16 protein-coding genes are annotated in these 16,039 nt (G+C 45.5%); all 16 read left to right on the top strand.

The genetic code is table 11. The annotated features are described in order from the left end of the window. Positions 1-143: 143 nt before the first annotated feature. The 16 genes from EJP82_RS10985 (at position 144) to EJP82_RS10910 (ending at position 16,013) form a co-directional block, all read left to right on the top strand. Complete coding sequence (locus EJP82_RS10985; RefSeq protein ID WP_127192093.1) at positions 144-917, top strand: YwaF family protein; 774 nt, start codon at positions 144-146, stop codon at positions 915-917. After that, positions 917-1,462, top strand: coding sequence for a phosphodiesterase (gene yfcE / locus EJP82_RS10980; protein WP_127192092.1), 546 nt, complete (start codon positions 917-919; stop codon positions 1,460-1,462). The genes EJP82_RS10985 and yfcE overlap by 1 nt, the downstream gene beginning before the upstream one ends. Before the next feature lie 96 nt (positions 1,463-1,558). Beyond that, on the top strand, positions 1,559-2,383 hold the full coding sequence (locus EJP82_RS10975) for a sugar phosphate isomerase/epimerase family protein (RefSeq protein ID WP_127192091.1): 825 nt from the start codon (positions 1,559-1,561) through the stop codon (positions 2,381-2,383). A 580-nt stretch (positions 2,384-2,963) separates the two neighbouring features. Continuing rightward, positions 2,964-3,740, top strand: a complete 777-nt coding sequence (locus tag EJP82_RS10970) for an ABC transporter permease (protein WP_127192090.1) — start codon at positions 2,964-2,966, stop codon at positions 3,738-3,740. After that, the gene (locus EJP82_RS10965) at positions 3,737-4,537 is read left to right on the top strand and encodes an ABC transporter permease (protein WP_127192089.1); all 801 of its coding nucleotides are present in this window, start codon (positions 3,737-3,739) and stop codon (positions 4,535-4,537) included. Before EJP82_RS10970 ends, EJP82_RS10965 begins: the two co-directional genes overlap by 4 nt. Before the next feature lie 30 nt (positions 4,538-4,567). Further along, positions 4,568-5,590 carry an ABC transporter ATP-binding protein gene (locus EJP82_RS10960; protein ID WP_127192088.1) on the top strand — a complete coding sequence of 341 codons (1,023 nt, stop codon included), beginning with the start codon at positions 4,568-4,570 and terminating at the stop codon, positions 5,588-5,590. A 117-nt stretch (positions 5,591-5,707) separates the two neighbouring features. Continuing rightward, the gene (locus tag EJP82_RS10955; RefSeq protein WP_127192087.1) at positions 5,708-7,159 is read left to right on the top strand and encodes an aminotransferase-like domain-containing protein; all 1,452 of its coding nucleotides are present in this window, start codon (positions 5,708-5,710) and stop codon (positions 7,157-7,159) included. A 12-nt stretch (positions 7,160-7,171) separates the two neighbouring features. Continuing rightward, positions 7,172-8,107, top strand: coding sequence for a D-alanine--D-alanine ligase (locus EJP82_RS10950; RefSeq protein WP_127192086.1), 936 nt, complete (start codon positions 7,172-7,174; stop codon positions 8,105-8,107). Further along, complete coding sequence (locus EJP82_RS10945) at positions 8,097-9,287, top strand: aminotransferase class I/II-fold pyridoxal phosphate-dependent enzyme (protein ID WP_127192085.1); 1,191 nt, start codon at positions 8,097-8,099, stop codon at positions 9,285-9,287. The genes EJP82_RS10950 and EJP82_RS10945 overlap by 11 nt, the downstream gene beginning before the upstream one ends. Before the next feature lie 112 nt (positions 9,288-9,399). Beyond that, positions 9,400-9,915: a mismatch-specific DNA-glycosylase gene (locus tag EJP82_RS10940; RefSeq protein WP_127192084.1), complete on the top strand. Its 516-nt coding sequence runs from the start codon at positions 9,400-9,402 to the stop codon at positions 9,913-9,915. 146 nt (positions 9,916-10,061) lie between these two features. Continuing rightward, on the top strand, positions 10,062-10,832 hold the full coding sequence (locus EJP82_RS10935) for an amino acid ABC transporter substrate-binding protein (protein ID WP_127192083.1): 771 nt from the start codon (positions 10,062-10,064) through the stop codon (positions 10,830-10,832). A gap of 109 nt (positions 10,833-10,941) precedes the next feature. After that, entirely contained in the window at positions 10,942-11,601 is a 660-nt protein-coding gene (locus tag EJP82_RS10930) for an amino acid ABC transporter permease (RefSeq protein ID WP_127192082.1), read from the top strand. A 15-nt stretch (positions 11,602-11,616) separates the two neighbouring features. Beyond that, positions 11,617-12,360 (top strand): amino acid ABC transporter ATP-binding protein, encoded by a 744-nt coding sequence (locus EJP82_RS10925; RefSeq protein WP_127192081.1) that lies wholly within the window; start codon positions 11,617-11,619, stop codon positions 12,358-12,360. A gap of 55 nt (positions 12,361-12,415) precedes the next feature. Next, on the top strand, positions 12,416-12,649 hold the full coding sequence (locus EJP82_RS10920) for a hypothetical protein (RefSeq protein ID WP_127192080.1): 234 nt from the start codon (positions 12,416-12,418) through the stop codon (positions 12,647-12,649). A 140-nt stretch (positions 12,650-12,789) separates the two neighbouring features. Further along, positions 12,790-13,992, top strand: coding sequence for an SGNH/GDSL hydrolase family protein (locus tag EJP82_RS10915; protein ID WP_246054044.1), 1,203 nt, complete (start codon positions 12,790-12,792; stop codon positions 13,990-13,992). 44 nt (positions 13,993-14,036) lie between these two features. Then, positions 14,037-16,013 carry a GTP-binding protein gene (locus EJP82_RS10910; RefSeq protein ID WP_127192079.1) on the top strand — a complete coding sequence of 659 codons (1,977 nt, stop codon included), beginning with the start codon at positions 14,037-14,039 and terminating at the stop codon, positions 16,011-16,013. Positions 16,014-16,039: the final 26 nt, after the last annotated feature.

Below are 16,039 nucleotides of genomic sequence, written 5' to 3'. Positions count from 1 at the left end.
TAGATTTCAGGTTGGTATACGGATACTTTTAAACAATTCAGAAGCGTGTTACCCTGTATTTATGGATACGGCGGTAGCACGTTTTTTTTGTGAAATTCAGTCACTAAGCAAAGTCCAAGTCTCCCGATAGAAAGGAAGCGCTTATGACGTTATTATCCTTCTTCTCCCAAGGGAATTCGCCGGAATTTATTATGTTCTCTGCTCAACATGGGATCGTAATTGGGGTAATCATTTTATTCGTATTGGGTTTGTATATAGGGAGGCATAGGATCAGGAGGAACCGAATTGTCGCATCGGCGATTCGATATGGACTGGTTGTTGTTCTAGCTCTGACGGAGATTGGTCTTAACACATGGTATTTCGCGAATGATTTATGGGATGTTCGATATACGCTGCCGCTTGAGTTATGTAGTGTCACACTTATTCTCTCAATCATCATGCTACTTGCTCGAAGTAACAAGCTATATCAGATTCTGTATTTTGCCGGAATAGCCGGGGCATTCCAAGCTTTAATTACACCCGCCTTAGCATACGGTTATCCACATTTTCGTTACTTCGAGTACTTCATCGCCCATGGTGCTATTGTTCTATCTCCACTCTACATGACATGGATCGAGCAACAGAGGCCAACGTGGAAATCAATCGGTTGGAGTCTGTTGTTTCTGAATGTTCTGGCATTAGTGGTTGGTACTGTGAATTATCTCCTCGGTTCGAATTACATGTTCCTTAATCATAAACCGGATACGGCGTCTGCACTGGATCTATTGGGACCCTATCCTTATTATCTACTGGCTGAGGAAGGTGTAGCGCTGTTTTTTTTCGTAGGTATGTATTCGTTATTCTTTGTACTTCCAGCTAAACGTAAGAAAAGGCTAGCTTCGGAGTCAATATATAAATCAAAAGGAGTCGATTCATAATGAAATTCATGTTTATCTCAGATATTCACGGGTCTGCATATTGGTTAGAGCGAGCTTTGGAAAAGGTAAAAGAAGAACAGGCCGATTACGTAATCCTGCTTGGGGATTATTTGTATCACGGTCCACGGAACCCACTGCCTGAAGGTTATGATCCTCAGAAGACCGCCATTCTACTTAATGGTCAGAAAGATCGTGTTATCGCAATCCGTGGCAATTGTGATGCTGAAGTAGATCAGATGTTGCTTGAGTTCCCAATGATGGGCGATTATTCTATCCTGTTCCACGAAGGGCGCCGGATCTTTGTCACGCACGGGCATGGATTCCATATGGAGCAATTGCCTCCGCTGACCGCAGGGGATATATTTATTCAAGGACATACCCATATTCCTGTAGCTGAGAAGCGTGAAGAGATTTATGTGCTTAATCCAGGATCTATTGCATTGCCCAAAGTTAACTACCCTTCTTCTTATGGAGTGTTAGAAGGGAATGCTTTCGCCGTTAAAGATTTTGATGGAGGTATAGTGAAGGAGATTGTATTTAGTTAAAATATCTAACCGGGAAATGGAATTACTTATCTGATCTGGAAATTTGCTAATGATAAGTTTAGGGGAATACATTTTAAAAATGGGGAGAGTTCAACATTGATTAAAGGCTTAAGTAAGGCAGGGATTGGTCAGGTCCGTGATGAAGAGTTTATCCGCTTAGCGGCGGAATACGGCTTTGGTGCAGTAGATATTGAAGCGGAGTCGTTAATTGCTTGTGTTGGGTTAGAAGGAGCCATAGAACTGCTAGGGCAACATAAGATGTTGATTGGTTCTATCGGTTTGAACGTGGAATGGCGCCGAACAGAGGATGAGTTTCTTGAAGGTCTGAAGGGGCTAGCACAATCAGCAGCAGCGGCTGCAGCACTAGGCTGTAGAAGCTGTTGTACATACATTTTGCCAGCTACCGATCAGAGTCCAGCGTTGTTTATGGCCCAGGCGGTTCGGCGCTTGCGGATTATAGCAGAGGTACTAGGGGCTTATGATGTTAAGCTTGGTTTGGAGTTTGTGGGTCCTCATCATCTCCGCACCGCTTGGAAAAATCCTTTCATATGGACTGTGAATGATACCCTCGCGTTAATCGATGCCATTGGATTGCCTAATGTGGGGCTCTTGGTAGACTCCTACCATTGCTATACGACAGGGTTTACGGCGGATGACCTCCGCAAGCAGTTGCGATCGGAGCAAATTGTTCACGTTCATATAAACGATGCATATGACCTTCCCGTAGGGCAATTGCTGGATAATGATAGACTATATCCGGGTGAAGGTGTTATTGATTTGCAAGGTTTTGTGAAGAGTCTAGGCGATATTGGGTACCGTGGTGTGGTATCTCAAGAAGTGATTACACCGTTAGATGCGACTGAAAGTCCGGACCAATTGCTGCAGCGGTCAAAAATAGGATTTGATAAGGTGTTTTCATAAGATCGATATAGCAGACAGATGTGTTGTGAAAACCTATTGAAGAACTTAGCTAGTGAAGCCTCGGAGAAATCCGAGGCTTTATTTTTTTATATAGAGCAAATGGTTTGAGAACCCATGCGTTCTAAGCATAAAAGGGCACAAAACCAGCACTAGTGTTTGACCATGAATCGAAGTTGATTGCGAATCGCAGGCTGTAAAATGATTGCCAGTCGCAGGACATGAGCGCAAATCGCTGGCTGTAACGGAACTCAGCGACCTTATTTGTGGAATATTCTACTGTTCTGGATTGTAACGGAACCAGGAGACGTTATTTCAGCATTGTTCATGCAGTAGAGCATCATTTGGAAGGAATAAGGTCTTTCAGTTCCGTTAGAATTTTTCTCGACCCTCAAAACTCAAAATAAGGGCTGCCAGTTCCGTTAGAGTGATATCTGACTACGCCCAACACTGATTATGGGGGTGTGCAAATAAAGTGTTGCTTAATATGTAAACGTTTGCTATGATATACACCTTCTCTCAAAATTTACCTTGTCTGAAGTAGACAGCAGAGGCTGTCACACACACTTATCGGAGGTGCTGCATGCTTTATTTCACTTTGGCTTCTAAAGCCTATGCCCGCAATCTTCAGTATCGCGGTGCACACATGGTGCATAATATCGCAAGTGCGATGTTCGGCTACATGTATGCCTGTATTTGGATTGGGCTAGGCAAAGACCACGTTCTTGGAGATTACGGTACGCAGGGGATGGTAAGCTATATTGCCTTCACCCAATCGTCGTTGTGGATTTCCGGATTTATTACGAACGGTCTTGGTATCCCGCAAGCGGTGCGAACCGGTCTCATTTCACTTGATTTGCTACGTCCCGTCCATTTGTTCACGCATTTGATGGCCCGGGAATGGGGGCAGATCGCCTACCAGTTTCTGTATAAGTCCCTCCCTATTTATTTGTTGTATGTTGTTGTCTTTCGCTTACAGTTTTCCGGTAGTTGGCTCACTCTGATATATGTAGGTGTAGGGCTATTTGGAGCGGCATATTTAGCTATCTGTATGAATTATTTAATTGGTGTAAGTGCGATGTGGACTACGGAATCTTCGTGGCTGCATTGGGGGAATCATGCAATGATTAATTTACTCGCTGGTTTTTTTATTCCACTGGAATGGCTACCCGACTGGCTGGAGCGCTTCGCTTGGCTGACCCCGTATCCGTATCTTCTGTATGTACCTACGCGAATTTTTCTTGGGTTTGGTGACGTTTCGTTGTTATGGGGAACGTTGTTTTGGTGTGCTCTTATGACAAGTGGTTGTCTATTAGCGACACAGTGGCTTAGGCGAAAAGTGGAGGTGCAGGGAGGATGAACGCAAAATCGTGGTTTTCTTTGTATCGTTTGTTGATTCGAACAAGTATCCGAAGCCGGATGCAGTACAAGTTTAATTTTGTGCTGGCCTCTGTTCTTGCTGCTCTTATTCAAATCTCTGAATTTTTGATGGTGGCCATTGTGTTGTATAAGTTCGGAGCTATTCAGGGGTGGTCACTATATGAAATTGGTTACCTCTTCGCGGTGATCACCTTGTCAAAGACGTTGTACCGCACGTTCGCTGATGAAGTTCATCATCTAGAGAAGTATTTGGTAGGTGGTGAACTAGATCAGTTACTGACACGACCACTTCCCGTTCTGCTAACGCTGATGCCACAGAGCTTTAGAATTATGTTAGGTGAGGTTCTGCAGGGTGGTTTTCTGCTTTGTTGGTCACTTGGGGCCATGATGAGCCGTGGGCAGGTGAACTGGGTATCCGTACCTTTGACTTTACTGGCGATTTGTACTGGGGCCGTTATTATGTTCTCGATCGGATTAGCTACCGCAACGATTGGTTTTTGGACAACGCGGATCACTGAGTTGCAGAACATTACGGAAGACGCGGCTCGAACCGCAGCACAATACCCGCTCAGTCTCTATCCTAAATGGTTGTCTTCTTTATTGTTAATAGTTATTCCGGTAGGACTAGTAAACTATGTACCGGCTTTATATATTTTGCGTGGTGAGCTTGGACCTTGGGTTCCAGGAGTAGTGGCGGTGGCTGCAGGGCTCTGTCTGTACGGAAGTCTACGTTTCTGGCAGTTTGGTATTACTAAATATCAAAGTACAGGGAGCTAGGTGAATTTCAGATAAAAGGGAGGGATTTACATGAACATTGAGGTAACTGAGATCCGAAAGCAGTTTAAAACTCCGGTTACTCGTGAGGGGCGATTCGCCGGATTACGTACACTATTCTCGCGGGATTATATCGTTAAGGAAGCGGTACGTGGCATTTCGTTCCAAGTAGACAGTGGGGAGTTTATTGGTTATATCGGTCCAAATGGAGCGGGAAAATCAACAACGATCAAAATGCTCACGGGCATACTTCACCCAACATCAGGTAAGGTGCTGCTTGGCGGGATGGACCCGCATAAGGAACGACGTCAAACTGTAAGGCGACTTGGGGTCGTATTCGGTCAACGTAGCGGACTTTGGTGGGATTTGCCTGTTAAGGATTCCTATGATATTTTGACCGAAATGTACGGCGTTACTCCAGCAGACAAAAAACGGCGTCTGGACCAGTTCGCTGAGTTGCTTGATTTGCATGAATTTTGGGCTACTCCGGTACGTAAGCTATCACTGGGGCAGCGGATGCGCGCAGATTTGGCGGCGGCAATGCTACATGATCCCGACTTGCTATTTCTAGATGAGCCAACCATCGGACTTGATGTGAACGCCAAACGGAATATCCGTCAGTTTTTGAAAATACTTAATGAGCAATTTGGCAAAACCATCTTGCTAACCACACATGATATGGATGATATTGAGCAATTATGCAAACGGGTTATGGTCATCAACGAAGGTCAGCTGTCCTATGATGGAACAACACAGGGGCTCCGTGATAGTATTGGATTACCTACGTTGTTTCGGGTCGCATTCAGGGGAGCTTTTCACATCCCAGAGCATTTCCAGGCGAGTTTGTCTGAAAGAAACAACCCTATAATTAGTTCCTCCCTGATCAACATGCCAATACACGTTACCAAGGTACAGGACAATATAGTTACGGTGGAAGCTAACCGTCAGGAATGGAGTACGATGGACATTCTTCGCGAGTTAGAGGGTTGGGGTGAAATTGACGATATCGATATGGAAGAACCGGATTTCGAGGATGTTATCCATCGAGTGTATTAATAATAAAGTGATCGTATAGCAACCACTCAAGAACCACAGCCGGATGAAAAATCCAGGACGGTGGTTCTTTTTATTAAGTACGGTCTGTGCCATGATAGCTATGGGGGCGATTGAAGAATGTTTAAGGATTTCAAGCTCATTGCCGGACGTCCGGTATATATCCAAGTCAAGGATTATATGAAGCATTTGATTATAAAGGGTGCCTTACAGGGCAACCAGAAGCTGCCCTCAACTCGGGAGCTCAGCTTGTTACTTCAGGTCAGCCGCAACTCCGTGATCTCCGCCTATGAGAGTCTAGAGGATGACGGGTTTACTTATGCGGTACAAGGTCAAGGGAGCTATGTAGCCCCTGCTGCAGCCGGCAGTATTAGTGTCCCTACATGGACGCTGGACTGGAAGACTCGGTTGAATGGGCATGCGCGAATGGCCGAGGACCTAGATATTATGAAGCGTGGAATACGCGCGGAGAAAGGGACGATTTCTTTTACCAGCATAGCTCCGGATGAGAATCTGTTCGATCTGGATCATGTAAAAAGAGCCTTTATGGAGCGGATGTCGGTAGAGGGGAACGTGCTGCTTAATTATGGATACGCCAAAGGCTATAAGCCATTAATAGATTATTTGCGGCAGTATATGGAGCACAAAGGTGTAGACATGCACGGAAAGGATATCTTGATTACCAATGGATTTACGGAAGGATTCGATATTGTATTGTCGGCCCTAAGCAAGAAAGGTGGGGCTGTAATCTGTGAGAATCCAACACATCACACGGCAATCAAGAATATGAAGCTGCATGGTTTTGAGCTAAAAGGGATTTCCTTGGAGCGGGACGGCATTCACCTGGGAGAACTGAAACAGGCATTGGAGGAAGGGGTCTACGACTGCGCTTACTTTGTGCCTTCCTATCATAATCCCACAGGCATTGTCATGTCCCCTGAGAAAAGACAGAGCTTGATGAAGCTGATGACACAGTATGAAATCCCGGTGATCGAAGATGGGTTTAACGAGGAATTGCGTTATTCAGGGGCGCATGTGGCGCCACTTATCGCTACGGCGGGCAGTGGGAACAGTGTGGTCTATCTGGGAAGCTTCTCCAAGGTGCTGTTCCCAGGGCTGCGGGTGGGCTGGATTCTTGCCGATCGGGAGTTGATCTCGGTTCTGGAGAGCACGAAACGGGCACGTAGCATACACACCTCGACGCTGGATCAGTCCATCTTGTATCAATATCTACTGGGAGGCCATCTCGAGAAATATTTGAAGCGGGCAAAATCAGAATATAAACGAAAATACGAATTAACCATGGAGTGCTGCAAAGAGTTGATTCCTTATGCAACGGTATCGGGGGATGGTGGATTGCATCTTTTTGTAACGTTTGAGGAGGGTTTTAATACCCGTGAGCTACTGGCTGCTTGCCATGAGCGTGGTGTTATTTTTACTGCGGGGGATATCTTCTTTACAGATGGCACAGGACAGAATACATTGCGGCTAGGTTTCTCCAGGGTAAATGATGAGGATATTCGCAAAGGTATCGTAATTATCGGCAATGTGGCACGACAACTAATGGGATAAGAGGTGAGGAAGATGAAAGTAGGCGTCATTATGGGCGGAGTTTCATCTGAATATGAGGTGTCGTTGATGACGGGGAGAGAAATGGTGAAGCAGCTCGACCCGAACAAATATGAAGTCATCCCCATTGTAATTACGCAGCGGGAACAACTGGTTGATGCAGTGAAGGGGCTTGATTTTGCGTTGCTGGCTCTACATGGGTCATATGGCGAAGATGGTACGGTTCAAGGGACACTGGAGACGCTAGGAATTCCGTATTCCGGAAGCGGTGTGTTGTCCAGCAGCCTGTGCATGGATAAGGATTTGTCCAAAAAAATTCTACGCAGCGAAGGTGTACAGACACCCGATTGGCTGTGCTGGAGCAGCATGGCGGAATTCACAGCGGAGGCTGTAGAGCTACTGGGTTATCCGGTGATGGTGAAGCCGGTTTCCGGCGGATCTAGCATCGGGGTGGAGAAGGTGAACGGGAGCCAGGAACTACGGAATGCTGTGCAGAAAGCTTTTGCCAAGGATGCTTCCGTCATGATCGAACGCTACATTAAAGGACAGGAAATAACCTGTTCCATTGTAGAAGATGAACTGCTGCCTATCCTGGGGATTGAAGCGGTGCAGGGAGAATGGTTCGACTATAGTGCCAAATATGAGGCAGGTGGGGCGGATGAACAGGTGATAGCCTTGCCATTGGAGATTCAGGAGCAGGTGCGCACCGCGGCATGGGCTAGTTATAAAGCACTTAAATGCAGTGTGTATGCACGGATTGATATGCTGTTACTAGATGGTATTCCGTATGTGCTGGAAGTGAACACGCTACCGGGAATGACGAAGACCAGTCTGTTGCCCAAAAGCGCTCATGCGGCAGGGATGACTTTCAGTTCCTTGCTAGACCGGATTATTGCTGTCTCACTGGTGGAACGAAGCAGTCGGAATGGGGGGCTTGTTCATGCTGAATGAACTTATTGCCCCGCGTGTCCGGGAGATTGCACCATCGGGCATCCGGGCTTTTTTTGATCTGAGTGCAGCTAACAAAGATATTATATCCCTTGGAGTGGGAGAGCCGGATTTCGTCACACCGGAGCATGTCAGAGCCGCTTGCATCCGCGCCTTGAACAGGGGAGAGACAATGTATACTCCGAACGCCGGGCTACCGGAATTGAGGGAAGAAATCGCCGGATATCTGCATAATGGGTTTGGGCTCCGCTATGATCCAGCCAATGAGATCCTGGTTACAGTGGGAAGCAGTGAGGCGGTGGATTTGGCGCTGCGGGCTTTAATTGCTCATGGGGATGAAGTGATTATTCCCTCTCCCGGCTATATTGCCTATTCTCCGATCGCCCATCTGAACGGGGGCGTGTTGGTAGAGGTTCCGGCAGCAGCAGAGCAGGGGTTCAAGCTCACAGCCGAAGCTTTGCAAAAGGTTATCACACCGCGCTCTAAACTATTGGTGGTTAATTTTCCTAACAATCCTACCGGAGCCGTAATGTCCTACGAGGATTGGCTGCCAATTGCACAAATCGTCAAGGCGAACAACTTGATTGTCCTATCGGATGAAGTATATGCAGAATTGACGTATACGGGTCAACATACCAGCATTGCCGCTCTTCCCGGAATGAAGGAGCAGATAATTGTAATCAGCGGCTTCTCCAAGGCATTTGCCATGACCGGCTGGAGAGTAGGGTATGCATGCGGCAACCCTGAGTTGATCGCAGCTATGCTGAAGATTCACCAATACACCGCAATGTGTGCACCTGTGCTCGGACAAATCGCCGCTATCGAGTCTTTGCGAAATGCGCTTGGGGATAAGGATATGATGAAAGACTGTTTTGACCAGCGTAGACAGTTGCTTGTTGCTGGACTCAGAAGCACTGGATTATCGTGCCACGAGCCGAATGGAGCTTTATATGCTTTTCCATCCATTGAACATACGGGGCTGACATCGGCGGAATTTGCCATGCAGCTGCTGAAGGAAGCGGGAGTTGCCGTTGTGCCTGGTCATATCTTCGGAACAGGTGGAGAAGGCTACATCCGCTGCTCTTATGCAACTTCAACCCGGAAACTGACAGAAGCACTGGAGCGGATCGAGGGGTTCATGAGTAACAAAAGGGAACGATCTCTCTCTGCTATATGGGGTTGAAGTTGGACGAAAGTTATTGTTACGTTATGACGTAGTTTGAAAAGCGGTCCCTCTTTCTGTAGAATCGATCTCATCAACCTTTGAAATCGATGAAGTGGAAGGAGAGGACACCGTGGAAGGAATACCGGATCATCTAGATTATGGATTAACGATCTTATTCATTGGATTCAACCCCAGTCTAAGATCGGGCGCGACCCGGCATCATTATGCTAACCCACGTAATAACTTCTGGCGAATACTCTATTCCTCCGGACTGACACCCCGGTTATATGATGCCTCTGAGGATGGAGAACTGCTGAAACTAGGATATGGGTTCACGAATATCGTCGCACGTCCCACACGTGGGATTGAGGATATTACCCGGGAGGAGTACACAGAGGGTAGAGAAATTTTACATGCAAAGCTGAGTGAGTACCGGCCACAGGTTGCTTGTTTTGTGGGCAAAGGTGTATACAGTCAGTTTAGTCGTAACCCCCGTGTTGATTGGGGATTTAGGCAGGAATCAATTATTGAAGGAGTTCACGAATTTGTGGCTCCTTCTTCGAGCGGACTCGTGCGAATGAAGATGGATGAGATTGTAGACATCTATAGACAATTAAGCCAATTTACGGCCAAAGACATTTGTTAATTTTGTGTGATACACAGGAATTACCACGCTTATGCCCCCCTATAACTCTCGACTCTCCTAAGGTAATATGGTATCATAGGACTCTGATAACGTATTACCGGACTAAAGTATATTAATAGTTTGTAGATAAGAGGGAGAGATTCTATATGAAGAAAATAACTCTATTAAGTTTGGTACTAGGTATGATGTTACTTGCGGTAGTTGGGTGTTCCGGCTCCGGTAATAGCGACAACAAACTAGTGATTGGGATTGATGATAAGTTCGCTCCACTTGGATTTAGAGATGATAATAATGAAATTGTCGGATTTGACATCGATTATGCAAAAGCGGCTGCAGAGAAGATGGGGATGGAAGTAACCTTTCAACCGATTGATTGGAAGTCGAAAGAATCCGAGTTGAACAGTGGACGAATTGATCTCATTTGGAACGGTTATACAATTACTGATGAACGTAAAGGCAAAGTGTTATTCACTAAGCCATATTTAGCTAATAGCCAAGTCGTCGCTACACTGGCCGATTCTAGTATTTCTACGGTATCTGAACTGGCTGGTAAAGTGGTAGGACTTCAATCTTTGTCTTCGGCAGCGGATGCCTTGGATGCAACTCCAATCAAATCCGAGATCAAGACAATTTCTGAATTTCCAGATAACGTACTCGCATTAAGCGATTTGAAGACGGGGCGACTGGATGCAGTCGTTATTGATGAAGTGGTTGCAAGATACTACATGTCCCAAGAAGAAGGAACGTTTAAATTGCTTGATGAATCGCTAGCCCCAGAAGAGTATGGAGTTGGTGTGAAGAAGGGGAACGAGAAATTGCTGGATAAGTTGCAAAAGGCACTCGATGAACTGAATCAGGACGGAACTGCATCAACGATATCTCAGAAATGGTTTGGCGAAGATAAAGTATTGAAGTAGAACTAGAGTAAAGTCGTTGGTACTAAGGTAGAGATTACGATTGTTGTATTATCTTATGGGAACCGGATGAGTAAAGGGATCCGGTTTTTGTTATTGGGGAGACGAAGATATGAGTTTGGATTATTTAATAAGAATTACAGGGCCAATGCTGGAGGGTGCACGAACGACGGTACTTATGTTCTTCATCACTATCATACTGTCGATTCCACTTGGTTTTGTTATTACGTTGATCGTTAAGAGTGCAATAAAGCCATTAGCTTGGCTTGCACATGGGTATATTTACGTCATGCGAGGAACACCACTTCTGTTGCAGATGGCATTCTTCTGTTTCGGTCTACCCGTGATTCCTGTCATTGGCGAATATTTAGTAATGGATCGCTTTGCTGCAGCCTGCTTGGCCTTTACATTGAATTATGCAGCTTATTTTGCTGAAATTTTCCGCGGTGGATTGTTGGCGGTTGATAAAGGACAGTATGAAGCAGCGCAGGTGCTTGGGCTTGGTCGCTGGCATACACTGACTCGAATTGTTCTACCGCAAATGTTCCGAGTGGCCTTACCTGCCGTGTCGAATGAATCGATTACGATGATCAAAGATACAGCGTTACTTTACGCGGTGGCGGTACCGGAGTTGCTACATTTTGCCCAGACCGCGGTGAACCGTGATTTTACGATCATGCCGTTTTTTATTGCCGGAATTATATATTTGCTAATGACTCTTGTATTAACTTTATTCTTTAAATGGCTTGAGAGAAAGTTCAAATTTCAATAAAAGGACTGGCTAAATATGGCGATCATCGAAGTAACAAATCTCAAGAAATCCTTCGGGAGTCTTGAAGTATTGAAGAATGTCTCTTTTGAAGTCAAACAAAGTGAGGTTGTGGCTGTTATCGGTCCGTCTGGATCAGGTAAAAGCACGATGCTGCGCAGTCTGGTCCATTTGGAAGAGGTGAACGGTGGTAGTATTAAGATCGGTAGTGATTACGTTGTCAAAGAGGGCCGATATTCTGGGGGACACCAGATCAAGGAGATTACTGCCCGCATGGGGATGGTATTTCAACACTTCAACCTGTTCCCTCATTTAACAGTTCAAGGTAACTTGGAGCTAGCACCCAAGCTGGTGAAAGGACAACATACCGCCGATATACGTAGCAAAAGTACTGCTTTATTGGAGAAAGTCGGATTGACAGACAAAATGGATGTATATCCACAGCACCTTTCCGGTGGACAGAAACAGCGTGTGGCGATTGCTCGGGCATTGATGATGGACCCAGAAATATTATTGTTTGATGAACCTACATCGGCTCTCGACCCCGAATTGACGGGTGAGGTGTTAGAGGTTATGAAGCGACTCGCTGAGGAGCGGATGACAATGGTCATAGTGACTCATGAGATGGGATTCGCCAAGGAGGTTGCTGACCGAGTCGTATTTATGGCGGATGGCCAATTTATAGAATCTGGCACACCTAAAGAGCTATTTGGTAATCCTAGACATGAACGGACGAAAGCATTTTTGAACCGAATATTATAACTTATAAAGGATATCTCCCTTTCTGTCGATATAATAATGTAGGGAGGAATTCATAATGAGAGTTAAGAAAATAAATCGCAAGAGATTAGTAGATGCCTTGCTATTGGCTGCTCCGATTGCAGCAAAAGCAGAGTATGAATGGCCGAAGCATACATTCGATTATAATATCGGCGAGGATTTGAAACTAGAAGTTGAGTTTTTAAAGGACTTGTTTGAGCATAATACGGATTATATTATGGAGAAATGGTACGGTGGAAAAGATATAACGGGTGGACTATTGGATAAGTGATCAATGTCAGAAAAGATACATGGTGGCGCCTATTGGCGTCGCTTTTTTGATTTATATGTAACCATCTATATGAAAAAGTGTTATATATCTATTATGGAATCAAGTCTATATTTTTTTACTCGATATATGGAGGGCTTGCTATGGATACATACAGAATACAACAAAACGATGAATGCATAATGCGGGGGGACTATACTTCGGCAACAGTTGTTTCTACGGCTACAAATTATATTATGGACAAGGGCAACGTATTCACGCATACCTTTCGATCCTATATTCAACTTAGAGAGAATGGATCATTGAATCTTAAATTTTGGCATAGTAACGCAATTGATTCCACTTGGGATATGGGGCAGGTTGCTGTCGGAAGTCAATTAGGCGGAGAGTGGTTGATTGAGGCAGCTTTTGTGGCTGATGGAGGGAAGACTCCGGACGGTAAAGTGGTAGAAGGATCTCAAATTCCGGTCACTTTTGCAGGCAAAGATTCAAAAAAAGTAACACCAGGCGAGAAGTTCTACAGCGATGAAGTGAGTATTCATTTGCCTGAGGGGCATTATCTTTCCTTTACTTGGACGATTACAACATGTTCACCCGGCAAAACGTATCCCTTCAACGTAGAGCAGATGCTTGTTACGGCCTATGATGCTCCAGGGAACTTGGCACATCAGGAGTCGGCTACTTCATTTACGGAGTCCGAGAATATGTTGGTATTTCCTAGTTACATAGGTTACAAAAAGGACGTGGGGGAGCATATTGTATTCTTGGGCGATTCCATTACACAGGGAGTGCGAACTACCAAGGATGCTTATGAATATTGGGTCGCAAGGATCGCAGCAGAAATGGGATCAAATGTTGGAGTGTGGAACATTGGTTCTGGCTGGGGAAGAGCCTACGATACAGCAACAGATGGATCATGGCTATATAAAGCCAAGCAAGGGAATAAGGTCATTATTGCACTTGGTGTAAATGACATTGATATTGGCAAACGAAGTGCGGAACAACTATTAACTGATCTGACGACGATTGTATCCAAAATAAAGGAGACTTCTCCGTCAACTGAAGTTACTCTATTCACTGTGCCTACGTTTAATTTTAGCGGTGAACAGGAAAATGTATGGCGTAAGGTGAATCACACGATCCTTACTCATCCACCTGTGGGGGTGAGCCGAGTATTTGATGTTGCTCATGTTCTTTCTCAGGCCGCTCCCAATGACCATCTACTTAAGCCGGAATATATGAGCTCAGTTTATGATCCACATCCAAATGGCTTGGCGGGTAAAGCGATATCTGATGCTTTTATGAGTTGGTATCGTCGACATTATGGAGATTCCGTCTTAGTATAAGAAAGTAGTTAATAAACGGACATACATGACAGGGGATAGCATCGATGACACACCCAAGCATAAAGCGGCTTAATGTTGGGATTTTCGCCCATGTGGATGCGGGTAAGACCACAACCACCGAAAATATACTATACGAAAGTGGGAGAACCCGGGCTTTGGGCAGCGTAGATGCAGGTACCGCTGTAACCGATTCTATGGATATCGAGCGACAACGGGGAATTTCAGTGCGTGCGGCAATGACCTCTTTTACATGGAAGGATGTTCAAGTAAACCTTGTGGATACGCCGGGGCACGTCGATTTTCTCTCGGAGGTCGAGCGGTCCCTGCGGGTGATGGATAGTGCGGTATTGATTGTCTCGGCAGTAGAAGGCGTACAACCCCAGACAGAATTAATCTGGAATGCGCTGCAGAAGCTTAGGATTCCTACGCTAATTTTTGTGAATAAAATGGACCGGATCGGTGCTGATTCGGACAGCGTGCTGGAGCAGATTAGAACTTATTTATCTCCTGATATCCTGCCTATGCAGCTTCCAGTGGGGAAGGAACAGGATTTCAATGCAACAGTGGATATCTGGGACGCTGATGTTGATCCAGAGGCCAAGCAAGTGCTGTATGAGAGCCTGGCTGAACGGGATGAAATATTATTAGAATCGTATATTAATGGGGAATTCATTTCTAGAGAGCAATGGAGAGAATTTGCGACGACAGGGTTTAGATCGGCGCAAATATACCCCTTGTTGTACGGATCCGCTGCGAGAGGAATTGGAATTACCGCATTAATGGATGCGATGATCACCTATTTACCTCAAGCAGGCGGTAACATAGAGTCTCCGTTATCTGGGATCGTCTTCAAAATTGAACGAGACAAAAGCATGGGGCGTATGGCCTTCGTCCGTTTGTATGAAGGTAGCTTGCGAAACCGAGATACGGTATTCAATCATACACAAAACATTCAGGAGAAAGTGACGCAAATTCGCAAAGTAGATGGCGGCCATAGTGAAGATATAGGGTTGCTTACAGCGGGAGATATTGCGGCTATTTGCGGATTGGCACATGTTCGGATTGGCGATGTGCTTGGCGTGCCGGATGCGATTCCGGATGAAGCGAAGATGGCAATTCCGTTACTGACTGTTCGAGCGCATTGGATCGATGAAGCTGATTATCCAAAGGTCGTACAGGCACTAACTGAATTATCTGAGGAAGATCCGCTGCTGGATGTGCAGTGGTTACAGGATGAAAGGGAATTGCATGTTAAAGTGATGGGCCCGATTCAACTGGAAATATTAACTAGTGTGCTAGAGACCAGATATGGTTTACAAGTGTCATTTGGCCAGCCGTCTGTTATTTATAAAGAGACACCAAAGCAAAGAGGAGAAGGATATATCGCCTATACGATGCCTAAGCCGTGCTGGGCAGTGCTTCGTTTTCTCATTGAGCCAGGACCGCGGGGGAGTGGGCTACAGTATGATGCTAATGTGCGAACGGACGATTTGCTGCTACAGTATCAGAATGAAGTGGCTAGGCGTGTTCCTGAGGCATTACAGCAAGGGATATTCGGTTGGGAAGTAACCGATTTGAAAGTAACTTTGATCGAAGGTCAGCATCATGTATGGCACACCCATCCACTTGATTTCGCAGTGGCAACTCCGATGGGGATTATGAATGGTTTGGCTAACGTGGGAATAACCTTACTTGAGCCTATACTTCGTGTTCGAATCGTTGTACCCGAAGAGAACGGGGGGAGGGTGATGAACGATCTGAGTCAAATGCGTGGAACATTTGATCCTCCAGTGCTTCAGGGAGATCGCATGGTTATAGAAGGATATTTGCCCGTGGCAACTTCTATTGATTACCCAATAGAATTAAGTTCATATACGAAGGGGAAGAGCTCATTCACTTCCTTTTTCTCGGGTTATGAGGAATGTCCAAGCGATGTATTGGCCGAACGAACCCGCCGAGGAGTTAACCCACTGGATCAGTCGAAGTATATTCTAAGTGTACGAAAGGCATTACAAGGATAGAAAAAGGGGTAGCTCAAAAGTAAATT

The sequence above is a fragment of the Paenibacillus anaericanus genome (assembly GCF_003994475.1).
In the GTDB taxonomy this organism is placed as follows: domain Bacteria; phylum Bacillota; class Bacilli; order Paenibacillales; family Paenibacillaceae; genus Fontibacillus; species Fontibacillus anaericanus.
The sequence above is the reverse complement of the archived record's forward strand: the minus strand, read 5'-3'. Positions and strand labels throughout refer to the sequence as shown.